Source organism: Nostoc sp. ChiSLP03a (genome assembly GCF_034531215.2).
Classification (GTDB): domain Bacteria; phylum Cyanobacteriota; class Cyanobacteriia; order Cyanobacteriales; family Nostocaceae; genus Nostoc.
In genome coordinates, this window is record NZ_JAVRBQ020000111.1 from 1 (window position 1) to 26,540 (window position 26,540).

Sequence of the window (26,540 nt, forward strand, 5' to 3'; positions counted from 1 at the left end):
TGGAGCATTACTAATCGGTCAGCAAACAATTTTAAGTAGATTGGGCAACCAGCTTCCCGGTGGTATTGGGGGTAAACTTTCAAGGTTTGCTGATTGGATGCATCTTGATAGAGTCCTAAATATATTGATTTTTGCTGCAACTATTCATAATGCATTGATGCTGTCTAATGATATAGGACAGACTTTAGTTGGAGCGCTAAATAATGTTTTACAGCTAATAGGTTTAAAAAAAGAAGATGGCAGCGCTTTTGACATTGGTTCTGTTATTAGTGGTTCTATTGAAAACTTAATAAAAGGTGCAATTGGAGCGGAAAATTATACTGAGCTAAAAGAAGCTTGGGCGAAAGCTAACAGAATATATCAGGCAACAAATAATGTCATAAATAGTTTCTTAAATCTATCTCAAACTATCCTGCAAGCGTCTGAACTGATAGCAGCTTATACAGGAAGGATTGGTAACGCTTTAAAAAAAGGTGGTGTCATTCTTGAAAGTGCCTATGGATGGATGAACCCCCAACCTAAATTTAATAGAGTAACTGGGTTTCTGGAAAAATTTCAGAATGGTGCTTCTACCATTCATCATAACAACGAGTGCCTGCGATCGCAGATGCGGGAATTGCTGCTTCAATGCGGGTTAAGTCTTCCGGGGATAGATTCACATCCAGAGCCGCCAACGATTCGGAAAGTTGGGTGCGCTTGCGTGCGCCGATGACTTACCATATAAATCGCCAGTATCCAGTAATGTCATCTCGCGATCGAGAGCTTTGGATAGTTGCAATGGTTTCGTTTTTGTCTGCTGCGCCGTACATATCGGACATACCCATACATCCGAGAGCTAGGGGAAAAATAGTTAGACCATTAGAACCAAGTTAGCGAGGTTGAATTTTATTTTGGGTGGTCATATAGCGGTTCTCAGTTGTTTTACTGCTAGCTTAGGTTGAAAATTCTTCGCATCTTTGCGTAATTATACGCTGCCTGTAGGACGCACGATAATCTCATTCACATCAACGTCATCCGGTTGTTCGATTGCAAAGGCGATCGCTCTGGCGATCGCTTCAGCCGGAAGCGCAATCTTGCGGAATTCCTGCATACCTTTGACAGCTTCGGCGTCAGTAATGCTATCGGCAAGTTCCGACTCCGTTACGCCTGGCGAAATAACTGTAACGCGAATGTCAGTATTTTCCTGACGCAGCCCCTCCGAAATTGCCAACACCGCGAACTTAGTGGCTGAGTAAACGGCGCAGGTTGGCCAGACAGCGTGTCCGCCGATGGAGGACAGGTTGACGAACTGGCCAAATCCTTGGCGTTTCATCAGTGGTAGCCCAGCAGCAATGCCATTGAGTACGCCACGGATGTTCACGTCAATCATCCAGTCCCATTCATCAACTTTCAGCGCTTCTAGCTTCGAGAGCGGCATAACGCCTGCATTGTTGACGATGACATCAATGCGGCCAAATTTGCTCTGAGCAAATTCTACAAAGGCTTGGAAGTCCGCGCGATCGGTAACATCAAGGGTCTGATACTCCGCCGAGCCTCCCTCAGAGCGGATTGTAGCCACGAGGGTTTCTAGCCGCTCCGTGCGTCGTGCGCCCAGGATGACGTGGATGCCCTTACGAGCGAGTAGACGTGCTGTCGCCTCACCGATACCGCTGCTTGCGCCCGTAATCAGTACTACTTTCTGTTGGTTGGTAGTCATAAAACCCTATCTCCAAGTTGTTGTATTTTCTAGCACACTTTTAATTTAAGAGAGTCAAAGCTTGATGCGGTAATCTGAATCTACGAATTTCTTGCCTAATCCTGCATTTTCCTTGATTGTCGATCGTAAAAAGATAAGCTGACATCAGCGGTCAAATAGATTGTGGCTCCCTGAATGTTAGTTTCATAAAGGATTTCAAACGAAATTATGGAACAGACTGTTAGAAAGCAGCAGTCCGAGCTAACTGCTCTGATTGCACAAAACAGTAATGGAGATGGTGTCCATCCCACAGCGATCGAGCGGTTATTCCTGATCCGTTCCTTACAACCTACTGCGCCTCTCCATACCCTGCATGAGCCTGCCCTGTGCATCGTCGCTCAGGGCAAGAAACAGGTAATGTTGGCAGACAATCTGTATGTTTATGGTCAAGACCAATATTTGGTGGTGTCCATCGATCTGCCTGTTGTCGGTCAAGTGATTGAAGCAACGCCAAGCTTTCCGTATCTGTGTCTTCGGCTCGATTTAGATATGGGAGAACTCAGCACACTGATGATGGAGGCAAAACTAGACGCTCCAGCAAACGAACCACTGGAACCGGGCTTGTCTATTAATCCTGTTAGCCCGCAACTGCTTGATGCTGCAATCCGACTTGTACGATTGTTGGAAACGCCTCAAGATATTGCCATCCTCGCACCTTTGATTGTTCGAGAAATTCTTTACCGTTTATTATCAGGCGAACACAGTGCTAGATTGCGACAGATTGCTTTAGTCGATAAACAATTCCAAGCAATTAGCAGAGCGATCAACTGGCTGAAATGGAACTACGAAAAACCATTTCGGATCGATACGATCGCTCGTGAAGCGCGCATGAGTCCTTCGTCGCTTCATCATCACTTTAAGTCTGTCACCACCATGAGTCCTTTGCAATATCAAAAACAACTTCGGCTTCAACAAGCCCGTCGTCTGATGCTGGGGCAAGGTATGGATGCGGCAACAGCTAGTCATTATGTGGGTTATGAAAGCCCCTCACAGTTCAGCCGTGAATACAGTCGCTTGTTCGGCGCACCACCATTGCGTGATATGGCTCGGTTAAAAAGTGGAGTTTTTGGGGATGGGGAGAAATCAATTCAAAATTCAAAATTCAAAATTCAAAATTAAAGAATTTCTGCCTCCTGCCTCCTTTGCCCCATGTCCTCAATTAGAAGCGATCGCACTTAAATCTGGCTCTATGAGTGAGTTTAGCAATGTCCACAACTGCAAATCAGTAAAGTCTGAAATTGCCATAAATGCACCGACTGACTGCAAAATTTGCGGATCGTGGGTGGAGGCGATGCCAATGGTGCGGATATCTGCGCCCACTGCCGAACGAATACCAGAGGGAGAGTCTTCTAAAGCGATCGCTTCTTCTGCTGTAATCCCCAATTTATTCAGGGCAACTTGGTAGGGCACAGGATCGGGTTTACCTGCAATACAATCATCCGCTAAAACAACTGTATGGAAAGCTTCTTTTATCCCCAAAACCTCTAGCATAAATTCTGCATTTAATCTAGGAGCATTAGTTACTAATGCTCGTTTTAATTGATGTGTTTCTGTCCATGCTAGTAGTTCAGAAAATCCATTTAGCGGTTTGAGATGTGGGGCAAGTTTGCGGAAGAACGCTTCTTTTTCGTCTGCAAATTGTTGCCCTTCTGCTGCTGATAATTGTGGCAGAATGTCTTTAACAATTTCTGGATTTAGCCTTCCACTAATTCGGGATTTATAAAATGTTTCATCTATTTCTATGTTGTAATTTAACAGCATTTCCCGCCAAGCTCGGTAGTGTATGGGATCGGTATTGACAATAGTGCCGTCTAGGTCAAAGAGAATTGCAGCCAGCATGATTTTTGGGTAAAATGTAAATAATTGTTAACTTAATTTAAATAGTTTACATTGTTTTTTGCCTTTAGTGATTGTTCCTTTGTTAATACGGGGATTGGGGATTGGAGAAGAAAATTTCAAGAGTCACAAATTACTTTGCTAAATCCTAAAATCTATACTGGATAGGGCATATAAGGGTAGACAGGTAAAACCTCTGGGCAAACTGCTGTATAATTGATAACCTTCTTCGTAAGCAAATGGTAGCCGCCACAAACTTTTTTCGCGTTGACGATTTATTAGTGCAGATTTACAACTCTGAAGTCGAAATGGCTGAGGATGTTGCCGAAATCGTGCAAAAGTATTTACAGCAAGTTCTTAATCTTCAGGAGACAGCTGCTGTATTGTTAGCTACAGGTAACTCCCAACTCAAATTTCTTGATGCTTTGATTGCATTGGGTGGTGTAGATTGGTCGCGGATTATTCTGTTTCATCTAGATGAATATTTGGGAATTACTGCCGATCATTCTGCTAGTTTTCGGCGTTATATGCGAGAACGTGTAGAAAAACGGGTTAATCCTAAGAAATTTCACTATATAGAAGGTGATACATTACAACCAGTAGCAGAGTGCGATCGCTACACTAAATTATTGCAAGCACAACCGATTGACTTATGCTGTCTTGGTGTTGGCGAAAATGGACATTTAGCTTTTAACGATCCGGCTGTAGCAAATTTTCAAGATCCTTACAGCGTGAAAATGGTAAAATTGGATACTGTGAACCGTCAGCAACAAGTAAGTACAGGTCACTTTCCGAATTTAGAAAATGTTCCACAGTATGCTTTTACTATCACCATCCCAACAATTTGTTCGGCTAAAAAAATTATCTGTCTTGCTCCAGAAAAACGTAAAGCGAATGTGGTAAAAGATATGCTGCAAAGCTATATCGGTACAGACTGTCCAGCTTCTATTCTTCGTCAACAACCACAAGCGACGTTGTTTTTAGATGTTAATTCTGCTAGTAAACTAGAATAAATTTAAACTTATTAACACATCAATCTTCCAAGCTAATTATTGCACTAGTGCACGAGCGCATTCAGAAGCTTTGCAAAGTGGCGGATTTTTCTTTGTTGACATTCAAAACAACCAAGTAGATGCTACTGGACAAGCTATTCTACGTTTTATCGCCGCTCAAGGGAAAGGGGCTATAGTCAGCCGCTAAACTCTATTGCAACAGTTACCCGATGCTGATATTACTTTCAACTTGCTGTTGCAACGGGAGTTAATTGAGGAAGTTGACGACGGCTATCGCTTCCAAGTGGAGTTTATTCGTCGCTGGCTTATTTGAATCATGTCTGATAAATTAACTTCTGACAAATACAGCAGATTGCAAGTAAGTGAGGTACAAAATTCAGGACTGATTTATCAGATATAAACAGTGTTTACCTCTTCCTCCTGCCTCCTGCCTTCTGCCTCCTGCCTCAAAACCCGTAACTTTGTACTTCATGCAAATGAAAATTGCTGTATTACTTGTGCTGCCGTAATTGCTCTACTATATATTCTTCTAGTTCTTGTTTTTCTCTGTTACTAGCATTTCGTTGATAAGTTCTTCCAGTTTCTTGAATAAACCTACGTTTCTCGCTGGGAGAAGATTTGAGTTTACCTCCAGTTCCTTGCAGCTTTTGCTGTAATTCTTCCCAAGTTTTTTCACCCACACTTTCACCTAGTTTGATCAGTGCCTTTGGGAGTAACATTTTTGCTTCTCTTTGAAAATCTTCTTCTGTCTCAAGGGAAGCTAAATCTATATTGCTAAAGTCGATATCGATTTGAAACTTATTCATACAATTGTATTTATTTTGTTCAAAATTATTACCCAAATCCGGGAAAGATGGGTTTTCAATTTTCAGTTACAATCGCAAGATAGTATAATTGTACTGTTTGATGTTGGTAACTGAAGTTGAAAATATCAATTCCGAAAGTTGATTTAATACTTCCGGTAGTATAGCCTTACTTATTCATTCATCACAAGATTCTCGGCTTATTGAAACAAGTGGGAAATCTCAGCCTTTTGGTTTTCATTTATAAAAGAAGATTGCTATATATTCAAAAAGAATACACATAACTAATGACCGTACAACCAAGTTAGCAATATTAGAAATGCTATCTTAAAAACAAGGTCATTTGCTCAGTTTTTGAGGATAATACTATGACTACAACGCTCAAAGAGCCTAATTCTATTGAGTCATTGCTAGGTAAAGAGGCTGAAGACCTGCTTACTTACAAAGCAAAAGTTTCTCGTGATTTAATACATTTACCGGGCCCAGACTTTGTAGATCGCATCTGGCTCAACAGCGATCGCAATCCTCAAGTATTGCGTAATCTCCATCTACTTTATTCTACTGGTCGTCTGGCAAATACAGGTTATCTATCGATTTTACCAGTAGACCAAGGGATTGAACACTCAGCTGGTGCGTCTTTTGCGCCCAATCCGATTTACTTTGACCCAGAAAATATTGTCAAGTTAGCGATCGCCGCAGATTGCAATGCTGTTGCTACTACTTTGGGAACATTAGGCATTGTATCACGGAAATATGCCCACAAAATCCCCTTTATTGCCAAAATCAACCACAACGAATTGCTGACTTTCCCCAATCAATTTGACCAGGTATTGTTTGCGGATGTAGAACAAGCTTGGAATTTAGGGGCGGCGGCCGTAGGTGCGACAATTTACTTTGGTTCCGAGAATTCTACCAGACAAATTCAGGAAATCAGCAAAGCTTTTAAACGCGCCCATGAATTAGGCCTGGCGACTATTCTCTGGTGCTATCTGCGGAATAACGCCTTTAAACAAGATAAAGATTACCATCTTGCGGCTGACCTCACGGGACAAGCGAATCATTTGGGTGTAACCATTGAAGCCGACATCATTAAACAAAAGTTACCTGAAAATAACAATGGTTACGGTGCAGTTGCCAAAGCCAGTGGTAAAAGTTACGGCAAAACCGATGAGCGGGTTTACACAGAGTTGACAACCGATCACCCAATTGATTTAACTCGTTACCAAGTACTAAATTGCTACTCTGGGCGTGTCGGGTTGATTAATTCTGGTGGCGCGACTGGTAAAAATGACTTCGCCGAAGCAATACGCACCGCCGTAATCAACAAACGCGCTGGTGGTTCAGGATTAATTTCTGGGCGAAAAACCTTCCAACGTCCCTTTGAGGAAGGTGTGAAGTTATTTCACACTATTCAAGATGTTTATTTGTCGCCAGATGTGACGATCGCTTAGGGAACGGGGAGTGGGGAGCAGGGAGAGCAGGGGAGCCGATGAGTAATGAGTAATGAGTAATGAGTTGGAGCAGGGGAGCCGATGAGTAATGAGTAATGAGTTGGAGCAGGAGAACATACTTCGACTACGCTCAGTAACCGAGGGAGCAAGAAAGAAGTTGCAGTAAGTCTTTTCCCTCTGCCCCTCTGCCTCTTCCCCATGCCCAATGCCCCATTCCCTATTCCCTATTCCCCATTTTTATCTAACATTTCTCAATAAGAAATCTGGCTGGCCACAACTTTTTTGCGATCGCTTCAAAATTTCGGCGCTACAAATACCAGGTTCGCCGTTTTTGGAATAACAAAAGAAGACTTCTTGCAAAAATCTTCCTGAACCAGAACAAAAAGGTGCTATACTATCAGCGGTAATTTGATTATTCGCACTCACAAATGAATTTTTAAAATTTGTAATTGTGGTACGCACGGGTTTATTAGGGCGATTATAAGCTGCGGGAATAGCGATCGCATCTTTTAATTTTTTACTCAATCCCAAGTATTCCACAGGAGTTTTACCCGAACAAGTACCATGTTTTTCCCATTCATGATCGTAAAGTTTATTACTAGGATATAAATTGGGAAATTGCCGCTTTACTTCCGACGGTAATTTTTGCGTAGAACAATTAGCAGGATAACCAGTTTGATACTGCGGCCACAAACCATGTAGTACAAAACCAAGTTTCCTTCCAGAACCGCACTGCTGCTTGTCACGGCTACCATTTGCCGCACAATAATCTGGCGACCAAGAGAGTGTCAATACATAAAAATCAAATTTACCTGGAGTACCGCGATTTTGAGCAATAGCAGCATTAGGTATAAAAAGACCAGTAATTAGCAGAGAAGATGCAATTAAAAGTTTCTTAATCTGCATATAAACAATTAGTTTTCACTAAAAATAAAGTTATATACGATACATCTTTAAGAGTCAATAATCAAACTGCTTTGCGGAGTCATTTGTCATTTGTCATTGGTCATTTGTCATTAGTTATTGATTATGCTCCCCTGCCCCCTGCCCCCTGCTCCTCGGTCACTGAGCGTAGCCGAAGTGCTGCTCCCCTATCCCTCAGATCCCCGATTCTCAACGAATTCAGAAAAAGCAAATCTTGGTAGGGATTCTGGGATATCCTTAGATAAGTGAAAGATTTGCCAAAAATAGTAAGAATGAAGCTGGCAGCAAGAGTAAGTCAGGTAACACCTTCATTAACCTTAGCGATCGCAGCCAAGGCTAAGGCACTGAAGGCGGAAGGAATAGATGTTTGTAGTTTTAGCGCTGGAGAACCAGATTTTGATACCCCGGCGCATATTAAAGCCGCAGCAGTCAAAGCTTTGGAAGAAGGCAAAACCAAATATGGTGCAGCAGCCGGAGAACCAAAGTTAAGGGAAGCGATCGCCCATAAGCTTAAAACCGACAACGGTCTTGATTACAAGTCGGAGAATGTGATTGTCACCAATGGCGGTAAGCATTCTCTGTACAACTTAATCGTGGCATTGATCGATCCAGGTGATGAGGTAATTATCCCTGCACCCTACTGGCTAAGTTATCCTGAAATGGTGACTTTGGTAGGTGGAGTTTCAGTAATTGTCCCTACAGATGCCACGACGGGTTATAAAATTACTCCCGAACAACTCCGTAAAGCAATTACGCCGAAGACGAAGTTATTTATCCTCAACTCCCCATCTAATCCCACTGGGATGGTGTACACGCCAGATGAAATCAAAGCACTGGCGCAGGTAGTAGTTGATGCAGATATCTTTGTTGTCTCTGATGAGATTTACGAAAAGATTCTCTACGACGGTGCAGAACACATCAGCATCGGTTCTTTGGGTCAGGAAATTTTTGACCGGACTTTGATTAGTAATGGGTTTGCGAAAGCTTATTCTATGACTGGGTGGAGACTTGGTTATTTAGCGGGGCCTGTGGAAATCATTAAAGCAGCCAGTTCCATCCAAGGACATAGTACATCTAACGTGTGTACCTTTGCCCAATATGGTGCGATCGCAGCCCTACAAAGTTCTCAAGATTGTGTCGAAGAAATGCGTCAAGCCTTCGCCAAGCGGCGACAGGTAATGCTAGACAGACTCAACGCCATTCCCGGATTGAGTACTGCAAAACCAGATGGCGCTTTTTATCTGTTCCCTGATATCAGCAAAACCGGTCTAAAATCCCTAGAATTTTGTGACGCTTTGTTGGAAGAACATCAAGTTGCTGTCATTCCCGGAATTGCTTTTGGCGCTGATGACAACATTCGCCTTTCTTACGCCACAGATATGGCGACGATTGAAAAGGGAATGGATAGATTAGAGAAATTTGTCAAGTCGCGTATTTAGTTGGTTGTCATTTGTCAGTTGTCATTTGTCATTTGTGAGGAGTATTTCTCTACTCTTCAACTTTTTAACTCCACCTTTTCGACTCAGAACTGGTGGAGTTCATTTTTAAACCTCAAGTTTCGTGTTCCGAAGTTCAAGTTCCGAGTTCTGAAGCTCAAGTTCCGAGTTTTGAAGCTCAAGTTCCAAGTTCTGAAGCTCAAGTTCAAGAGGTTTTTAGTAAAACATTGCTTGTTTCATTGGCTCTATGTCAGCTAAAAACAACTCGCGGGATTCAAGATAATATAAGATTGCTTCAATAGGATCTCGTGTTTCGGTTGGGTAATGCCTTTGCTCGTATGCTTTCACAAGCGCAGTTAAAACTTCCAAGCGGTCAAACTCTGGTGTATTTAGTTCTGCATCAAACAATCTTTCAATTTCATCAAGTGCAGCACGATAATCAGCTTCGGTGTGGATAAGATGGGTTTCAAGCATAGGTATTACTTCCTCAGATACTTATTGCATCTACGTTGTCATATTCTTTAAAGAATTATGCCCGTGAAGGCAATTATGCTGCCAACATCCCGAATACGAATAAAATATACGAAATAACTTTATTTCTTCATTGATAAAATAATGAAAAGTTTGATACTGCCAAAAGTTTTGATTTTAACTTTTGGGTTGGTATTTTTAGATTAGGTAACAATCGGGGAGAACTAGGGGAGGTAAGTTTTGAGACTATAAGTCAATACAGTTAACTTAACTGTATTGAACTATACTTCAGTCTGATGTTTTATGTTTCCAGCTTCAAGTTTTTGAAGTTCTGGATATTCACACAAACAACCTTTGTCATTTGTCATTTGTCATTTGTCATTTGTTATTCTCCTCCATACCCAATGCCCAATGCCCCATGCCCCATGCCCCATGCCCAGTGCCCAATGCCCCATGCCCCATGCCCCATGCCCAATGCCCTATATTAACTGCATCTCTTGCAATCCCTGGCGTAGTCTCTTCGCTTCTTCGGGATTATACCTTTCGTGAAGGGCGATCGCTTTTTTAAAAGCTGCTAAACTATCTTGATGATTGCCAACTTTCAGCAACACTACCCCCAAATTTTGATATGCTTCGGCATAGTTGGGATTTAAGGTAATTGCATGTTGATAATATACGATCGCATCTGCAAATAAACCCAAAGCCTTAAATGTCATCGCCAAATTATAATGTCCAAAAACAAAAGTGGGATCGATTTTCAAAGCTGTGATATAAGCAGTTTTCGCACCGTTGAAATCTCCTGCTGCTTTGAGTAAGTTACCCAAGTTGTTGTATGCTCCTAGTTTAAGCATGGGATAAATTGGCAATTTGATGGCAGCTTGATAGTGAGAAATCGCTTGTGGGTATTTTTGCAAGCGACTGTAGGCAATGCCTAAATGATAGTGGAGTTCATATAAAATATCGTAGTTGTCTTCAGCAACGGTGATTCCATGTCTTAGCAAATCCATACCTTGAGAAATTTTCCCAGTTTGCACATACAACGCTCCTAATTTACTGCAAACATAGGGATCGTTGGGATGAGTTGCGAGAAACCCTTCCATCGCTGTAGCGGCTTTGGCATATTTGTTATTTTGAGCGATCGCACTTTTTTGATATCCTGTGTGTACAAGGGCAACCCCAGGTAAATAACCTATTTGCCAGTGAGGTTCTTTGGTTAAAATTTCTGACACACTATCATCTACCAAGGCATGGTAAGGACGGTCAAAACGAATATCTGGATGATTGCGGAATAGCCTGGAAACCAGAGAATAAGGAGATTGTTCTGCACCAACTTCTTGGCGGACGAGGTTGATGAGCAGGTATTCATCTGTTGCGATCGCCTCTCGTAACTGCGGTACAATTGCTGGAGTTAGAGTTTCATCAGCATCTAATACCAAAATCCAATCACCAGTGACATATTTGAGAGCTGCATTGCGGGCAGCACTGAAGTCATTACACCATTTAAAATGATGAACTTTTGCACCGAGTTGTTGGGCAATATTGGGAGTGCGATCGATTGAGCCTGTATCCAAGACTATCATTTCATCCACTACTTTTCTCACACTGCTCAGGCATTTAGGCAGTGTTGCTGCTTCGTTTTTCACAATCATGCATAGACTCAAACTCATAATTTAAAACTTGGGAGTGGGGAGTAGTGAATAGAGGGATAAGGGAAATGAGAAAGCAACATCTTTACTTGCTATTCCCTTTAACAGTGATAGACTCTGGAATAATGAAAAATCTGCTTCGATTGTGAAATGTTACAATCAAGGCTTTTGTATAGAGCAGAAATACTGACATTTAGTGTCAATAATGACAGTGTAATGGATAAACTGCCAATCTATGCCGACCATCTGAGTTTGCAGGTAATATAAAATTGCTAGCGTAGACGTAGCCCTTCCTAGACATCGCATCAGGGAGTATTACCTGAATCTGGATTGGACTAACTATTTAGCTGTATTACCCATTTTTTATGATTATATAACTATAATACACATTATCTAAAAGTCATATATGTAATGAAAAACTCACTTACCAGAACATTCCAAAAATATTTGCGATCGCTTAAGCGTTGGTTTTCAGATACGCCAGAAAGGGCACTTTTAGAAGCTTACCAAGCAGCTCAGAGAATTAAAAACGTTGAGAACGAACATTTTGATAGCAAAAAAATATCTTTACAATCAGTAAACTATACTGAAAATGTCATGTCTTATTGGCAAGTATATCTTAATAAGAATCTAACTATTATTAAGATCAGGCTTGCTGAATTCCAGCTTAGTCGGGGAATTGTCAATATTTCTAATTCTGTTTTATTAGAAAAATTGAAGATTATTGATGAAGTAGTAGAGAAATATGCTATTAAAGATGAAGCAATTAATAATACTTCTTTAGTGTCAAATTATCAAACTTTAAACATTAACGATAGCGAAATAAAAAAACAGCTAAATTCATCTAATATAAACGATCCTCAAATTAACCCTCCAATTCAAAAAACTAGATTACCTAAAAGTTCTATTCGCAGAAGAATTAATAAAATTCAAGCAGATTTCGCACCGCAGACAGAAGAAGAATTTGTCAGAAATTATCGCCTTTCTAAAGGTAGAACAATAATTGCTCTGCGATTTTTGATAGTTCTCATTCTTGTACCGTTTCTAACTCAATATTTATCTAAAGAATATATTGTAAGTCCAATATTAGAAAGGGTTAGAGGAGATAATGCAGCTACAATATTCATCAATTCTGATATGGAGAAAGAAGCTCTCCATGAATTCCATAATTTTCAACAAGAATTGAGATTTGAATATTTTATTAATCAAGCACCAGCACTTTCTTCAGAGTTAACACAAGAAAAAATTAAAAGTAAAGCAATTGAAATCTCGGAAGAATTTAGCAGAAAAAGTAATAGTAGTATTAGTAATGTTTTTGCTGATTTAATATCACTATTTTCTTTTGGTATAGTTATCGCCATGAGCAAAAGAGAAATTGCGATCCTTAAGTCTTTTATGGATACCATTGTCTCTGGTCTGAGCGATAGTGCTAAAGCTTTTTTTATTATTCTGTTTACAGATATATTTGTTGGATTTCACTCACCAGACGGGTGGGAAGTCCTGCTTGCAGGATTGGCAGAACATTTAGGTTTACCACCCACTAGAAATGTAATCTTTTTCTTTATTGCTACATTTCCTGTAATTTTAAATACTATCTTTAAATATTGGATATTCCGCTATCTCAGTCGTTTATCTCCATCGGCATTAGCGACATTAAAAGAAATGGACGAATAGTTTTTCAGTAAGAATTCAGCACCCACGAGTCAGGAGTCAGAATTTATCAGTAATGTATAATGATTGGTATTTTTCTCAGAAATCAATTAATTACAAATTACGAATTATTTTCACGCATTTGTCTTTTGATTCGCTAGGCTATGTATATCCTGGTTTTTCCGAAGTATACTATGGATTTTGAAAGCAAAGCTAATGCCTCAACTCCTACAGACAACATAGAGTTTGCTCAACCAACTACTACCCGTAAACCACTGGAATTGCTGCGAGATACTGAGGCTTTACTTCGTTGCTCAACTGTAGCGAAACTGTCGCCGATTTTGCCATCAAAACTGAGTAATAGAGTCCAAGCAGCCTCATCTTTGGCGGATGACTCCTTTAAGGAACTGGCAGAAATTGACCTAAATACTATTAGTGATTTTGAACTGCGTTCTGCACGGATTTTTATTGGCTTGAGCCTTGTTGGTTTTGGGGCACTGATGATATTGATGCTGCTGCTATACTTAAATACATTGCATCCAAAAACCAGTACAGTTGTACAAATTCGGCAATATTGGTATCAATATATTTGGTTTGTCTGTTTAGGTATCACGGGGATGTTTATCTTGGGACGTGAAGCAATGCGTCCTATGCCAAAGCGACGGAAGTAATTCATAACTAAGTTTTGTCATAGAGAGATGAGTGAAAAAGAATGTAGAGAGGTAGTAGTGCTAACTCTCTACAAGGTTTCTGGATAACACATAATGGTTAAAAAATCAGGATAAACTTTGGTGAATAAATATATCAATTATTCTAAATTCCCGATCAATTTTGACTCATGAATCTTGGGTACTGAATTCTTATACCAATTCAATTAATGATTGCAACACATCTTTGGGTAAAGACGCGATGAATCGCGTCTCTACAAATGGTCTTTTCAAATTGGTATTACTATTAATAAATCATAACTTTCAGGGATTAACGCTTCAAAATGTGCTTGTGTATTAAATAGTTGTTAGGAGATTTTATAAATGAATCATGATGCTTTCATTGTTCCGCCAGGTTCAAAGATTTCTCTGAGAAAAAACTATGACCCAGCTTATAAAACTGATTTTCATCAAAAAGCTGATGCTGCAACCAAATTAAAGGTAGATATTGAACGACTAGCTAATTACCAAAATATTCTTTATGCTCAAAACACTTATGCTCTGTTGATTATTTTTCAAGCAATGGATGCTGCTGGTAAAGACAGCACTATTAAACACGTAACTTCTGGTGTTAATCCACAGGGATTTCAGGTGTTTAGTTTTAAGGGTCCCAGTGCGGAAGAATTAGACCATGATTACTTGTGGCGCTCAATGAAAGCTCTGCCAGAAAGAGGAAGAATTGGCATATTTAACCGTTCATACTATGAAGAAGCGCTAGTGGTTCGCGTCCATCCAGAAATGCTTCAAAAACAACAACTTCCTCACATTCCTAATGGAAATAAGATATGGAAACAGCGTTTTGAAGAAATAAATAACTTTGAAAAATATTTGGTTGATAATGGCGTAATTATTTTGAAGTTTTTTCTAAATGTCTCTAAGTCAGAGCAGAAAAAACGCTTTATAGCACGGATTGACTCTCCTGATAAAAATTGGAAGTTTTCAGATAATGATGTCCGAGAACGAGCTTTTTGGGATGATTATATGAATGCTTATGAAGAAGTTTTTAATAATACTAGTACTAAATGGGCACCGTGGTATATTATCCCTGCCGATCGCAAATGGTTTACACGCCTGACCGTTGCCAATATTATCTGCACAAAATTAGAAGAACTAAATCTGCAATACCCAACAGTTAGTGAGGAACATAAGCAGCAACTTTTGGAGGCGAAACGTATTCTAGAGCAGGAAGATTAACCTGTGAATTCGATCGCTAAAGGTAAAAAAATGCTGAAGTAGTTCAAATATCCTGTATAATATATGTAAATAATAAAAAATTGTAACTTAATTAATGTAATGCTATTTGTAACTAAAAAGTTACGCAGATAGTCATAGGCGCAAAATCATGATTGAAATGGCAGAAAATGCCAAAAATCATCCACCTCACTTTACCAATGCTGCCTTTGATATAGTGGCGATCGCAGCCTCCGCAGGTGGACTGACTGCTATAATTCAAGTGCTATCGACTCTAAAAGCAGAATTTCCCGCCGCGATCGCCATTGTGCAACACTTGGCTCCAGAACATCCGTCGTTTATGGCAGAAATTCTCAGTCGGCGCACAGATATTACTGTCAAACAGGCACAAGAAGGAGATTCCCTTACCCCAGGAACGGCTTACGTTGCTCCACCCGATCGTCACTTGTTAGTTAATGGTGACGGTACACTTTCTTTATCACAGTCGGAATTAGTACATTTTTTACGTCCTTCGGCTGACTTATTATTTGAATCAGTTGCAGCCACTTACAAAGACAGAGCGATCGCCCTCGTGCTAAGTGGAACCGGTAGCGATGGCGCAATGGGAGTAGAAGCGATTAAAAAAATGGGCGGTACTGTCATTGTCCAAGACGTAAAAACCGCCGAATTTGCGGGGATGCCCTCCGCCGCAATTAACACTGGCAATGTAGATTTTATTCTCCCCCTTGATGAAATTTCTACCACCCTGGTAAGTTTAATCATGGCAAAATTTAACTAAACTCAGAGGCATAGGGACAGGGGAGTAGAGGAGATATGTATTAAAGTGCAACCAACTTAGTGTCAACATAGTTTAATGAGGCTTTGAACTCCATTAATGAGGCTCAGAACTCCATTAATGAGGCTTTGAACTTCATTAATGAGTCTTTTAGCTCCATTAATGAGGCTTTGATACTCGTGGAAGCATAATCTATAACTCCACTCCTTTGTTCCTGCCCCCTGCCCCCTTAAACTATGACTTCCGCAGAAAAAGATCCTAAATTTGAAAATTTACTGGTTTATCTCAGACAAAGCCGGGGATTTGATTTTACAGGCTATAAGCGCTCGACTTTGATACGTCGAGTACTCAAGCGGATGCAGTCATTAAACATAGAAAATTTTGAAGAGTATCAAGACTATCTAGAAGTTTATCCAGAAGAATTTAATCATCTTTTCAATACGATTTTAATTAACGTCACCGCTTTTTTTCGAGATTCATCAGCTTGGGAAGAAATAGCAGAGCAAATACTGCCTAATCTGATTAACAATAAAAATGCATCCGATCAAATCCGTATCTGGAGCGCTGGCTGTGCTTCTGGAGAAGAAGCTTATACCCTGGCAATGTTGATGGCCCAAATATTGGGAGCAGAGGAATTTCGCCAACGAGTGAAAATCTACGCCACAGATGTAGATGAAGATGCTCTCAACCAGGCTAGGCAAGCCGTTTATTCAGTAAAAGATGTCCAATCTATACCAGATGAACTGCGGCAGAAATACTTTGAACTTGTCGGGAACCGCTATGTTTTCCGCCAAGACTTGCGCCGCTCAGTGATTTTTGGTCGCCACGATTTGCTTCAGGATGCACCAATTTCGCGCTTAGATTTATTAGTCAGCCGCAATACATTAATGTATTTTAATTCTGAGACTCAAGGGCGAATTCTAGCCCGGTTTAATTTTGCACTAAATGAGAATGGCTATCTGTTTTTAGGAAAAGCAGAGATGCTATTGATGCATTCTAATTTGTTTATGCCGCTGGACTTGAAAAACCGAATATTCACTAAACTATCGACGGTAAATTTACGCGATCGCCTTTTAGTTATGGCAAATCCCACAGATGACGAATCTACCAACCGTTTGGCTCGAAATCTCCGATTGCGAGATATGGGTTTTGACACAACTCCAATCGCCCAAATAGTCATTGATACCAATGGCATTCTGGTAATGGTGAACGAGCAAGCGCGGATTTTGTTCTCCCTTTTCCCCAAAGATTTAGCTCGTCCCTTCCAGGATCTAGAACTTTCTTATCGGCCTGTTGAATTGCGATCGCTAATTGAACGGGCTTATACCGAACGCCGCCCTGTGAGCCTAACAAATGTAGAGCGCTATATATCTAACACAGAAATTCAATATTTAGATGTACAAATTACGCCTTTACAAGAAACAGATAACAGCTTTTTAGGAGTCAGTATTTCCTTTCATGATGTCACCCGTTATATTAAACTCCAAGATGCCTTGAAACGTTCTCAACAAGAATTAGAAACTACCAACGAAGAATTGCAATCTACCAATGAAGAGTTAGAAACTACCAACGAAGAACTCCAATCTACCAATGAAGAGTTAGAAACTACCAACGAAGAATTACAATCTACCAATGAAGAATTGGAGACAATGAATGAAGAACTCCAATCGACTAATGAAGAATTACAGACAATTAATAGCGAATTGAATCAGCGCACCACAGAACTTAATCGCACAAATATTAGTCTAATTTCTATTCTCAGAAGTCTGCAAACGGGAGTAGTGGTAATTGACGGCAACTTTAATATCTCTATTTGGAATTATATGGTAGAAGATTTATGGGGTTTACGAACTGATGAAGTGATCGGCAAATCTATCTTCAACTTAGATATTGGGCTACCCGTCGAGCAGTTGCGATCGCCTATTCGTGAATCTCTATCCGGCAAAAAGCAGTTTCAAGAAATGATCCTTGATGCTACCAATCGTCGGGGTAGACAAATAAAATGTTACGTAGCAATTACTCCGCTGCTTGGTATTGAAATGCAAGGAGCAGTTTTGATGATGGTAGATGTAGAGAGAGTCAGCAGTATGATTTCTACTCAAGAAATCGAGAAACGGCAGCAGCAGGAATGAGGGAGTAGGGAGCAGGGGGCAGGGGGCAGGGGGCAGGGGAGGCAGGGGAGGCAGGGGAGGCAGGGGAGGCAGGGGGAGCAGGGAAGGTAGGGAGAAAAGAACTTGATTTTCTGACGATAAATCCTGCAAAGTTTCTTTGGTGGACTAATAGTTTAAACTATTGAAAAATCCAAAATTCAAAATCCAAAATCCAAAATTGATTGACTCTGTGCTTACTCAGTTATCGACTATCAACGCCCTGAAACAGCCCACTAGTTCTGCTTGGTTAGAACAAGCGATCGCTAATTTAGATATCATCTTACTCGACCACTCCCACTGCGAACGCAAAGCAGCAGGCGTAGCCTTAAACATGATGTTTCGCTACCCTTCCAATACTAAAATGGTTCGGGAGTTAACTGCGATCGCCCGCGAAGAACTAGAACATTTTGAGCTAGTCAACCAATGGTTAGAACGCCGAAATATTCCCCTAGCTCCCCTACCACCGCCTCCTTATGGCGCTGGTTTAAAAGCTCAAGTACGCCCCAAAGAACCTGAGCGATTTTTGGATTCCTTACTAGTCACTGGTTTAATTGAAGCTCGCTCTCACGAACGCCTGGGACTATTAGCTGCTCACTGTCCAGAGCCAGAGTTAGCAAAATTTTATCGTGGGCTAATGGCATCCGAAGCGCGTCACTACGGTATATATTGGGTTTTAGCTGCTACTTATTTCGACAAAGAAATTGTTATGCAGCGACTTGATGAATTAGCAATTGTCGAAAGCGAGTTGCTGGCGACTTTGCACCCAGAACCTAGAATTCACAGTTAATAGACTAACCCAACAGATATGAAGCTTCAGCTAACACACCTGAGACTGCTTGTCTCCAACTACAAAGATTCTTTTCTGTTCTACCGGGATCTGCTGAAATTTGATGTCGATTGGGGCGATGAAAATAGCGGATATGCTGAGTTTAATACCGGATATCTCAAGCTGGGTTTGTTCAAAAAAGAATTAATGGCTGAAGTAGTCCCAAGAATTGAACAGCCTTCATACGTTGTCAATCGAGATAAAATAGTCTTGATTTTGGCAGTCGATAACGTGGATGAGGTCTATGAGCAAGTAAAGGCTCAAAATGCGCTCGTTGTGACTCAACCACAAGATCGCCCAAGCTGGGGAATCCGCACAGCTCATTTGCGCGATCCCGATGGCAATCTGATCGAAATCTACAACAATCTCGGAATTATCAGTTAAAAGTTCGTGCCAACAACCTTATAAAGTAAGTAGAACGATGTGGAAAAACTAAACCATTTTAATAAAAATTAAATAGACTCAAACCCCTTCCCTCCTACCTCCTGCCTCCTGCCTCCTGTCTCCTGCCTCCTACCTCCTGCCTCCTGCCTCCTGCCTCCTGCCTCATCCCAAGGATAAATATTCCACACCGACCTACTTAATTAATCATGAAATGGCTTTCTATTGTTGGCATTGGGGAAGATGGATTACAGGGGTTAAGCGCGATCGCTCTTTCTTTACTCGATCGAGCGAAAGTAATTGTGGGAGGCGATCGCCATTTAGCAATGCTTCCTACAGACGATCGACGTGAGAAACTAGTCTGGACATCTCCCATTAGTGGTTCAGTAGAGGAAATCATTCAGCGCCGGGGTCAGTCAATCTGCGTACTCGCAAGCGGCGATCCGATGTGTTACGGCATTGGTGTCACCTTAGCGCGGCGAATTCCCGTTTCTGAAATGACGATTATCCCTGCACCTTCAGCCTTCAGCCTCGCCTGTGCCAGGGTGGGATGGTCTTTGACTGAGGTAGAAACCTTGAGTTTGAATGGTCGTCCATCCTCTCTACTCCAGTCTTACATTTATCCGGGAGCGCGACTGTTGATTTTGAGTGAGGGTAAAGACACCCCAGCGCTCGTTGCTCAAATTTTGGCAAATCGCGGCTATGGTGGCAGTAAGATCGCTGTATTGGAGCGTATGGGCGGCGCTCATGAAAGAATTGTAGAAGGTACGGCTGCATCCTGGAGTGAAACCGAAGTTGCGGCTTTGAATGCGATCGCAGTTAATTGTATTGCTGATACTGGGGTTATTTCATTGCCAAGATTACCAGGATTGCCAGATAACGCCTACCACCACGATGGACAGTTAACCAAGCGTGAAGTTAGGGCAATCACCCTAGCAGCTTTAGCACCCACACCAGGAGAATTATTGTGGGATGTAGGCGCGGGTTGCGGCTCAATTTCAATTGAATGGATGCGGAGTAATGCGCGATGTCGAGCGATCGCGATCGAACAAAACTCGTCTAGACTACTGTATATTGCTGACAACGCTGCCACTCTCGGTACTCCAAATCTGCAAATCATTGAAGGTAAAGCGCCCCACACCCTGAAAGATTTGCCAGCACCAGACGCCATTTTTATTGGTGGTGGGGTGACAGCAACGGGACTTTTTGATGTTTGCTGGGAAGCACTGCGGCCGGGTGGACGTTTAGTGGCCAATGTTGTCACAGTAGAAGGCGAGCAAACTTTATTTCAATGGTATGAACGAGTCGGTGGCAATTTAACTCGTATTGCCATTCAACGGGCGGAACCTATTGGTAAATTTTTAGGTTGGCGAGCAATGGCGGCTGTGACGCAATGGGTAGTAGTGAAGTCTTAAAAATTGAATAAAGTTATGAGTGCGTAGACGCTTCTCCTGTCGGAGACGCTACGTCTTGTCGCAGACATCGCTTTTGTAATTTGGCGATAACTTACGTAACTATTATTTTTTTATACACAGTGTGTTTTGTTAAATGTATCTTGCTGTCAAAACTATGAACAATTGTGAGTAGATTCTCTACCTTTAGATACAGCGAAATGAATATCTGTCTGCGGTTAAAATGTCTAATATTTATGTGCGATCGCAGCATTTTTCAATTTTCGCTTTTTGAAAAACTAAACATAAATAGCCACTCATTACCCGTTAATACACTGATATTCTTATAGTTCAGTTACCTACAATCTGCTGCCAATTGGTGATTAATAATCTTAATTTATAGCACCTGACAAAATTACATGACTCACTGATAGTAGCTACTATGCTCTGGGTATACTAAACCAGAGAAAGAAAATTATCATAACTAGACGCAATGTTAGTAGAATCAAATACAATATTTCCTATAGTTGGCTATCGCATTATTCAGCAATTATATTCAGGTAAAAAAACCTTAGTTTATCGAGCCATCAGAGAAAAAGATCGGCAATCAGTTATTTTAAAATTGATGCGTAATGAAGATCCTAATTTTGCTGAAATTAATCAGTTTCACAATCAATATACTATTACCCAAAATATTGAAATCTCAGGCATAATCAAACCAATCAACCTAGAAAAATATCACAACAGGTATGTGATAGTAATGGAAGACTTTGGTGGTATTGCCCTTAATCTCTGGCAGCAAGAAGAGCAGAAAAAAGGAAATCATTCTGTTTCATTGAGTGAGTTTTTCGATATTGCCATTGAAATTAGTGCAACTTTAGAACAGCTACATCGCCATCGCATAATTCACAAAGATATCAAACCCGCTAACATTTTGATTCATCCGATAACGGGTAAGACTAAAATCATCGATTTTAGTATTGCAACTCTATTACCAAAAGAAATTCAATTTCTTACAAATCCCAACGTCCTAGAAGGTACTCTAGCTTACATTTCCCCTGAACAAACAGGACGCATGAATCGAGGTATAGACTACCGTACCGACTTTTATTCCTTGGGTATCACCTTCTTTGAACTCCTGACAGGGCAGTTACCATTTAGTACTACTGAACCGATGGAGTTAGTCTACTCTCACATTGCCAAAGAACCGCCAAAAGCTAGTCATATTAACTTTAATATTCCCACAATTTTATCTGATATTATCAGCAAGCTGATGGCAAAAAATGCCGAAGACCGATATCAGAGCGCTCATGGACTCAGATATGACTTGGAGAAATGTCAAAAGCTATGGCAAGAGAAACAAAATATTACAGCCTTTGAATTAGGAAGTCGGGATATCTCAAATCATTTTGCCATTCCTGAAAAACTTTATGGTCGTCAAAGAGAGATTGAAATTCTCCTCACTACTTTTGACCGAGTGACAAAGGGAAGCACGGAAATGATTTTAGTCTCTGGTTACTCAGGGATTGGTAAAACTGCTGTGGTTAATGAAGTCCACAAACCCATTGCTAGACAGCGTAGTTACTTCATCAAAGGGAAGTTTGACCAATTCCAACGTGACATTCCGTTGTCAGGATTGGTGCAAGCTTTGCGAGATTTAATTAGTCAAATACTCTCTGAAACAGACGCCCAAATTCAACAGTGGAAAACCAAAATTTTATCGGCATTGAGTACGCAATCTCAGGTAATCATTAATGTAATTCCTGAACTGGAAATAATTATTGGCAAACAACCCCCATCTGCTGAACTTACTGGTAGCGCCGCTCAAAATCGTTTCAATTTATTGTTCCAAAGATTTATCCAGGTTTTCACTACGAAAGATCATCCTCTAGTTATTTTTCTAGATGATTTGCAATGGGCAGATACGGCTTCTTTGAAATTTATTCAACTATTAATGGATGGAACTTCTTCTCACCTTGCTAAGGATACAGAGAAAATATCTGAAAGTCAAGGTAGCTTGCTACTAATTGGCGCCTATAGAGATAATGAAGTTTCAAATCTACACCCTTTACATTTGACACTGCAAGAAATTGCCAAAATTGGAGGAGTAATTAATACATTTAAACTCTTACCTTTAAGTCAAGTTGATTTAAATTATCTGATTGCCGATACGCTACGTTGTCCAGAAGTCATTGCTGTACCTCTGACTCAAATGGTGTTTTTCAAAACTAAAGGCAATCCATTCTTCACATCTCAATTTCTCAAATTATTATATGATGATGGACTAATTGAATTAAATTTTGATGCTGGGCATTGGAAGTATGATATTACCAAAATTAAAACGTTATCTTTTACAGATGATGTAGTAGAATTTATGGGCATACAAATAGGAAAATTGCCCTACAATGTACAAAATGTATTAAAAATATCTGCTTGCATTGGTAATGATTTTGACTTAAAAACATTATCACTTGTTAATGAAAAATCTGTAATAGATACTGCATCTGACTTATGGCAAGCATTACTTGAAGGACTAATTATACTTCAGAAAGATAGTTATAATTTGGCACCAGAAAATGATAGAGAACTATTAAGCTTTTCAAGTAGAGAATCAGAAAATTTCTCAGCAACTAATTCCCAACTTCCCAGATATAAATTCGTACATGATAGAGTTCAGCAAGCAGCTTATTCTTTAATTCCCAAAGACCAAATCAAGCAAATGCACTTAAAAATTGGTCTGCTTCTCTTGAAAAATACTCCATTTGCCGAACGGGAAGAAAATATTTTTGAGCTTGTCAATCATTTGAATATTGCAGCTGAATTTATCACCCATCAAGCTAAACGTAATGAATTAGCTGAAATGAATCTAATTGCTGGACGTAAAGCTTTAGTATCAACAGCTTATTCATCGGCACTTAAGTATTTAACTACTGGAATTGAGCTACTAGCAGATAATAGTTGGGAGATAAAATATGAGCTAACTCTAGCTTTGTATGAAATAGCAACAGAAGCAGCATACTTGGCTGGCGACTTTGAGCAGATGGAGAAATTGGCAGAGGTGGTATTAGTAAGAGCTAAAACACTTTTAGAAAAAGTGAAAGTATATGAAGTAAAAATTCAAGCTTATGGCGCACAGGGTCAAGCACTAGAAGCTGTTAATCTTGCATTAGCATTTTTAAAATTGTTAGGGGTAGACTTTCCCTCTAATCCTCAGCAGTCTGATATTGAAATAGCATTAGCAAAAACAGCATCGCATTTAAACGACAGAAGTATTGAAGACTTAATTAATTTACCTCAAATGACGGACTTTCGGTCATTAGTAGTGATACGTATATTATCTAATATAACTGCTTTTGCCTACACAGCTGTTCCTACATTGTTTCCATTAATAGTTCTGAATCAGATCAACTTATCGATTAAATATGGCAATGCATCTTTATCTGCATTCGTGTATGTTGCTTATGGGATTATATTGTGCAGTGTAGTGGGAGATATTGAGTCTGGCTATCGATTTGGCAAACTGGCTGAAAGTATGTTGACGAAATTCCAAGCTCAAGAAGTTATGTTGAAGGTAATTCAAACATATAATCAACTCATCAAACCCTGGAAAGAACATGTTAGAAATACATTAAAACCTTTGATAGAAGTTTACTCTAACAATTTAGAAACAGGAGATTTAGAATTTGGGGCTTATTGTCTTTATACGTACTCCTATTATGCATATTTTATTGGTAAGGAATTAGTTACTCTTGAGCAGGAAATGGCAACGCATAGCAATGCTATAAAACAAATAAAGCAAGAGCGGGTTTTTCATTGGAATGAAATATATCGCCAGATGGTATTGAATTTATTAGGTTCCTCAGAAAACTCTTGCTGTTTAATTGGTGACGCGTATGATGAGAAAATAATGTTACCAATTCATATAGCGGCTAATGATGGAGTTGCAATGATTTGCTTATTTATTTGTAAGCTGCAACTATGTTACCTGTTTACAGATTATTCCCAAGCACTTGAAAATTCTCTGAAGGCAGAACAGTATTTATATGCCGGTCTAGGAATGATTATCAGTTCTCAATTCTATTTTTATGATTCATTAGTACAGCTTGCTTTGTACCCTGATGTTGATGAAGATAAACAACAAAAAATTCTAAAAAAAGTTATAGAAAATCAGGAAAAAATAGCACACTGGGCAGATCATGCTCCAATGAATTATTTACATAAATTTTATTTAGTTGAGGCAGAACGGCATCGAGTTCTTGGTCAATATCTTGAAGCGATAGATAATTACGAGAACGCGATTTCCCTGAGCAAAGAAAATGAGTACATTAACGATGAAGCTCTGGCTTGTGAATTAACGGGTACATTTTATTTCAAATGGGGTAAACAAAGAATCGCCCAACTATACTTCACTGATGCTTATTATTGCTATGTTCGCTGGGGAGCATTAGCCAAAGTTGATGATTTGCAAAAACGCTATCCTCAATTACTTCTCCCGATGATTCAGCAAGAAGAACCTAGCTATTCTTACAGTGGAAAGAATCTACCTGAACTGAGTCTACACTTATCTACACTTAGCAATAAATCTACTTTGGTGACGAATGAAACTGTCATTGGCTCCAACACTAGTATTTCAGATATGTTAGATTTGGGAACTGTCATTAAAGCTTCTCAAGCAGTATCTGGAGAAATTGAACTAGAGGCACTCCTTTCTACTTTAATGGAAGTTGTGATGGAGAATGCAGGAGCTTCTAAATGTGTGCTGATATTGAGTGAAGCTAATAACTTAGACTTAACTATTGCTGCAATTAGTTCTGCTTCCACTTTTAGAGATACTCACACAGAGTTTTTATCTATTCCTTTGGAGTCTAGCGATATTGTTCCTATTTCTCTGATTAATTATGTCAAACGAACCCAAGAAATATTAGTAATTGATGACATTACAGATCAAGCTTCTTTTGCAATAGATAGTTATATTAACCGTGAGCAACCAAAAAGCATATTATGTATTCCAATGCTTAATCAAGGTAAATTGCTAGGGCTGATCTATCTAGAAAATAATTTAACTACAGGAGCATTTACACGCGATCGCTTAGAAGTTCTCAAACTCTTAACTATCCAAGCTGCAATTTCTTTAGAAAATGCCATTCTCTACAATAATTTGGCTGAGGCGAATGAGCAATTGGAGGAATACAGTCATGTATTAGAGGAAAGAGTGGTAGTAAGAACAGCAGAATTGAACGAAAAAAATCAGCATCTGCAAGAAGCTTTAGAAGAATTACAAAGTACCCAAAGTAAATTAATTCAAAGTGAAAAAATGTCTTCGTTAGGGCAAATGGTGGCAGGAATTGCTCATGAAATTAATAACCCTATCAATTTTATTCATGGTAATATAACTCACGCAAGTGATTATGTTCAACAATTGCTAGATTTGATTAATATTTATCAGCAACAATATCCCCATCCCTCAGCAATTGTGGAGCAAAAAATTGAGGAAATGGATGTAGAATTTCTGACAGAAGACCTTCCAAGGGTTCTCGATTCGATGAAGGTGGGTAGTTCCCGTATCCGAAATATTATTCTGAGCTTACGTAACTTCTCTCGTCTCGATGAATCGGAAATGAAGCCTGTCAATATCCATGAAGGTATCGACAGTACCCTAATGATTTTACAGCACCGACTCAAAGAAAAGAGCGAACGTGCGGAAATTGAAGTATTTAAAGAATACGCACAACTGCCGAATGTTATTTGCTATGCCGGTCAACTCAACCAAGTGTTTATGAATATTTTAAGTAATGCGATCGATGCTTTAGAGGATTACAACAATGGAGAAGATTCTCCAAGGAAAAATCCTCAGATTCGTATTCGTACTGAACTAGGAGAAGTAAATACATTGAAGATTCGGATTGCTGATAACGGTTATGGGATGACTGCACAGGTGCAGCAAAAAATATTCGATCCATTTTTTACTACTAAGGCAGTAGGAAGTGGTACGGGGTTGGGGTTGTCAATTAGTTATCAAGTGGTAGTGGACAAACATAAAGGTCAGTTAAGCTGTGAATCAACTCTGGGAGAGGGGACTGAGTTTGTGATTGAGATTCCAATGCAACAGTAAAACAAGCTGTTAATACTGAAAAATTTAGGTTCTTTTAGTACT

General features: G+C 39.9%; 20 protein-coding genes. 14 read left to right on the plus strand and 6 right to left on the minus strand.

The annotated features are described in order from the left end of the window. Window positions 1-712: hypothetical protein (locus tag RMY32_RS18650; RefSeq protein WP_322711007.1), on the plus strand; the 712-nt coding region annotated here is incomplete at its 5' end. A gap of 252 nt (window positions 713-964) precedes the next feature. Here the strand turns inward: RMY32_RS18650 and RMY32_RS18655 are convergent. After that, window positions 965-1,696: an SDR family oxidoreductase gene (locus RMY32_RS18655; protein WP_322711008.1), complete on the minus strand. Its 732-nt coding sequence runs from the start codon at window positions 1,694-1,696 to the stop codon at window positions 965-967. 207 nt (window positions 1,697-1,903) lie between these two features. On the opposite strand from RMY32_RS18655, the gene RMY32_RS18660 reads away from it, so the two are divergent. Further along, window positions 1,904-2,854, plus strand: a complete 951-nt coding sequence (locus RMY32_RS18660; protein WP_322711009.1) for an AraC family transcriptional regulator — start codon at window positions 1,904-1,906, stop codon at window positions 2,852-2,854. A 36-nt stretch (window positions 2,855-2,890) separates the two neighbouring features. Here RMY32_RS18660 and RMY32_RS18665 read toward each other — a convergent pair whose 3' ends face one another. After that, on the minus strand, window positions 2,891-3,574 hold the full coding sequence (locus RMY32_RS18665; protein ID WP_322711010.1) for an HAD-IA family hydrolase: 684 nt from the start codon (window positions 3,572-3,574) through the stop codon (window positions 2,891-2,893). A 236-nt stretch (window positions 3,575-3,810) separates the two neighbouring features. Between RMY32_RS18665 and RMY32_RS18670 the strand changes: the two genes are divergently transcribed. Then, window positions 3,811-4,584: a glucosamine-6-phosphate deaminase gene (locus tag RMY32_RS18670; RefSeq protein WP_322711011.1), complete on the plus strand. Its 774-nt coding sequence runs from the start codon at window positions 3,811-3,813 to the stop codon at window positions 4,582-4,584. 491 nt (window positions 4,585-5,075) lie between these two features. On the opposite strand, the gene RMY32_RS18675 is transcribed toward RMY32_RS18670, so the two are convergent. Then, window positions 5,076-5,390 (minus strand): hypothetical protein, encoded by a 315-nt coding sequence (locus RMY32_RS18675; RefSeq protein WP_322696549.1) that lies wholly within the window; start codon window positions 5,388-5,390, stop codon window positions 5,076-5,078. A gap of 365 nt (window positions 5,391-5,755) precedes the next feature. On the opposite strand from RMY32_RS18675, the gene RMY32_RS18680 reads away from it, so the two are divergent. Next, window positions 5,756-6,838, plus strand: a complete 1,083-nt coding sequence (locus RMY32_RS18680) for a class I fructose-bisphosphate aldolase (RefSeq protein WP_322711012.1) — start codon at window positions 5,756-5,758, stop codon at window positions 6,836-6,838. Between the two features lie 237 nt (window positions 6,839-7,075). Here RMY32_RS18680 and RMY32_RS18685 read toward each other — a convergent pair whose 3' ends face one another. Continuing rightward, window positions 7,076-7,744: a ribonuclease T2 family protein gene (locus RMY32_RS18685; RefSeq protein ID WP_322711013.1), complete on the minus strand. Its 669-nt coding sequence runs from the start codon at window positions 7,742-7,744 to the stop codon at window positions 7,076-7,078. A 290-nt stretch (window positions 7,745-8,034) separates the two neighbouring features. On the opposite strand from RMY32_RS18685, the gene RMY32_RS18690 reads away from it, so the two are divergent. Next, complete coding sequence (locus tag RMY32_RS18690; protein WP_322711014.1) at window positions 8,035-9,201, plus strand: pyridoxal phosphate-dependent aminotransferase; 1,167 nt, start codon at window positions 8,035-8,037, stop codon at window positions 9,199-9,201. A 213-nt stretch (window positions 9,202-9,414) separates the two neighbouring features. Here the strand turns inward: RMY32_RS18690 and RMY32_RS18695 are convergent, their stop codons facing one another. Together RMY32_RS18695 and RMY32_RS18700 are read right to left on the minus strand one after the other, a co-directional pair. Further along, a complete protein-coding gene (locus tag RMY32_RS18695) occupies window positions 9,415-9,672 on the minus strand; it encodes a hypothetical protein (protein ID WP_322696553.1) in 258 nt (85 codons plus the stop codon). A gap of 476 nt (window positions 9,673-10,148) precedes the next feature. After that, a complete protein-coding gene (locus tag RMY32_RS18700) occupies window positions 10,149-11,318 on the minus strand; it encodes a tetratricopeptide repeat protein (protein ID WP_409883397.1) in 1,170 nt (389 codons plus the stop codon). 408 nt (window positions 11,319-11,726) lie between these two features. On the opposite strand from RMY32_RS18700, the gene RMY32_RS18705 reads away from it, so the two are divergent. The 9 genes from RMY32_RS18705 (at window position 11,727) to RMY32_RS18745 (ending at window position 26,498) form a co-directional block, all read left to right on the plus strand. Beyond that, entirely contained in the window at window positions 11,727-12,989 is a 1,263-nt protein-coding gene (locus tag RMY32_RS18705; RefSeq protein ID WP_322711016.1) for a proton extrusion protein PcxA, read from the plus strand. Window positions 12,990-13,159: 170 nt separating this feature from the next. Further along, window positions 13,160-13,636: a hypothetical protein gene (locus tag RMY32_RS18710; protein ID WP_322711017.1), complete on the plus strand. Its 477-nt coding sequence runs from the start codon at window positions 13,160-13,162 to the stop codon at window positions 13,634-13,636. A gap of 360 nt (window positions 13,637-13,996) precedes the next feature. Continuing rightward, complete coding sequence (locus tag RMY32_RS18715) at window positions 13,997-14,866, plus strand: polyphosphate kinase 2 family protein (protein ID WP_322711018.1); 870 nt, start codon at window positions 13,997-13,999, stop codon at window positions 14,864-14,866. Window positions 14,867-15,014: 148 nt separating this feature from the next. Further along, entirely contained in the window at window positions 15,015-15,641 is a 627-nt protein-coding gene (locus RMY32_RS18720; RefSeq protein WP_322711019.1) for a chemotaxis protein CheB, read from the plus strand. A gap of 233 nt (window positions 15,642-15,874) precedes the next feature. Next, entirely contained in the window at window positions 15,875-17,770 is a 1,896-nt protein-coding gene (locus tag RMY32_RS18725) for a CheR family methyltransferase (protein WP_322711020.1), read from the plus strand. Window positions 17,771-17,978: 208 nt separating this feature from the next. Then, window positions 17,979-18,575 carry a tRNA-(ms[2]io[6]A)-hydroxylase gene (locus RMY32_RS18730; protein WP_322668290.1) on the plus strand — a complete coding sequence of 199 codons (597 nt, stop codon included), beginning with the start codon at window positions 17,979-17,981 and terminating at the stop codon, window positions 18,573-18,575. Between the two features lie 18 nt (window positions 18,576-18,593). After that, the gene (locus tag RMY32_RS18735) at window positions 18,594-18,998 is read left to right on the plus strand and encodes a VOC family protein (protein ID WP_322694839.1); all 405 of its coding nucleotides are present in this window, start codon (window positions 18,594-18,596) and stop codon (window positions 18,996-18,998) included. Between the two features lie 206 nt (window positions 18,999-19,204). Beyond that, window positions 19,205-20,410: a precorrin-6y C5,15-methyltransferase (decarboxylating) subunit CbiE gene (gene cbiE, locus RMY32_RS18740; RefSeq protein WP_322711021.1), complete on the plus strand. Its 1,206-nt coding sequence runs from the start codon at window positions 19,205-19,207 to the stop codon at window positions 20,408-20,410. A gap of 469 nt (window positions 20,411-20,879) precedes the next feature. Further along, complete coding sequence (locus tag RMY32_RS18745) at window positions 20,880-26,498, plus strand: AAA family ATPase (RefSeq protein WP_322711022.1); 5,619 nt, start codon at window positions 20,880-20,882, stop codon at window positions 26,496-26,498. Window positions 26,499-26,540 lie beyond the last annotated feature (42 nt).

What these genes read in the sequence shown, in the direction of transcription:
- RMY32_RS18655 (WP_322711008.1), bottom strand. Translation starts at nt 1,696, where the DNA reads ATGACTACCAACCAACAGAAAGTAGTACTGATTACGGGCGCAAGCAGC.
- RMY32_RS18660 (WP_322711009.1), top strand. Translation starts at nt 1,904, where the DNA reads ATGGAACAGACTGTTAGAAAGCAGCAGTCCGAGCTAACTGCTCTGATT.
- RMY32_RS18665 (WP_322711010.1), bottom strand. Translation starts at nt 3,574, where the DNA reads ATGCTGGCTGCAATTCTCTTTGACCTAGACGGCACTATTGTCAATACC.
- RMY32_RS18670 (WP_322711011.1), top strand. Translation starts at nt 3,811, where the DNA reads ATGGTAGCCGCCACAAACTTTTTTCGCGTTGACGATTTATTAGTGCAG.
- RMY32_RS18675 (WP_322696549.1), bottom strand. Translation starts at nt 5,390, where the DNA reads ATGAATAAGTTTCAAATCGATATCGACTTTAGCAATATAGATTTAGCT.
- RMY32_RS18680 (WP_322711012.1), top strand. Translation starts at nt 5,756, where the DNA reads ATGACTACAACGCTCAAAGAGCCTAATTCTATTGAGTCATTGCTAGGT.
- RMY32_RS18685 (WP_322711013.1), bottom strand. Translation starts at nt 7,744, where the DNA reads ATGCAGATTAAGAAACTTTTAATTGCATCTTCTCTGCTAATTACTGGT.
- RMY32_RS18690 (WP_322711014.1), top strand. Translation starts at nt 8,035, where the DNA reads ATGAAGCTGGCAGCAAGAGTAAGTCAGGTAACACCTTCATTAACCTTA.
- RMY32_RS18695 (WP_322696553.1), bottom strand. Translation starts at nt 9,672, where the DNA reads ATGCTTGAAACCCATCTTATCCACACCGAAGCTGATTATCGTGCTGCA.
- RMY32_RS18700 (WP_409883397.1), bottom strand. Translation starts at nt 11,318, where the DNA reads ATGATTGTGAAAAACGAAGCAGCAACACTGCCTAAATGCCTGAGCAGT.
- RMY32_RS18705 (WP_322711016.1), top strand. Translation starts at nt 11,727, where the DNA reads ATGAAAAACTCACTTACCAGAACATTCCAAAAATATTTGCGATCGCTT.
- RMY32_RS18710 (WP_322711017.1), top strand. Translation starts at nt 13,160, where the DNA reads ATGGATTTTGAAAGCAAAGCTAATGCCTCAACTCCTACAGACAACATA.
- RMY32_RS18715 (WP_322711018.1), top strand. Translation starts at nt 13,997, where the DNA reads ATGAATCATGATGCTTTCATTGTTCCGCCAGGTTCAAAGATTTCTCTG.
- RMY32_RS18720 (WP_322711019.1), top strand. Translation starts at nt 15,015, where the DNA reads ATGATTGAAATGGCAGAAAATGCCAAAAATCATCCACCTCACTTTACC.
- RMY32_RS18725 (WP_322711020.1), top strand. Translation starts at nt 15,875, where the DNA reads ATGACTTCCGCAGAAAAAGATCCTAAATTTGAAAATTTACTGGTTTAT.
- RMY32_RS18735 (WP_322694839.1), top strand. Translation starts at nt 18,594, where the DNA reads ATGAAGCTTCAGCTAACACACCTGAGACTGCTTGTCTCCAACTACAAA.
- cbiE (WP_322711021.1), top strand. Translation starts at nt 19,205, where the DNA reads ATGAAATGGCTTTCTATTGTTGGCATTGGGGAAGATGGATTACAGGGG.
- RMY32_RS18745 (WP_322711022.1), top strand. Translation starts at nt 20,880, where the DNA reads ATGTTAGTAGAATCAAATACAATATTTCCTATAGTTGGCTATCGCATT.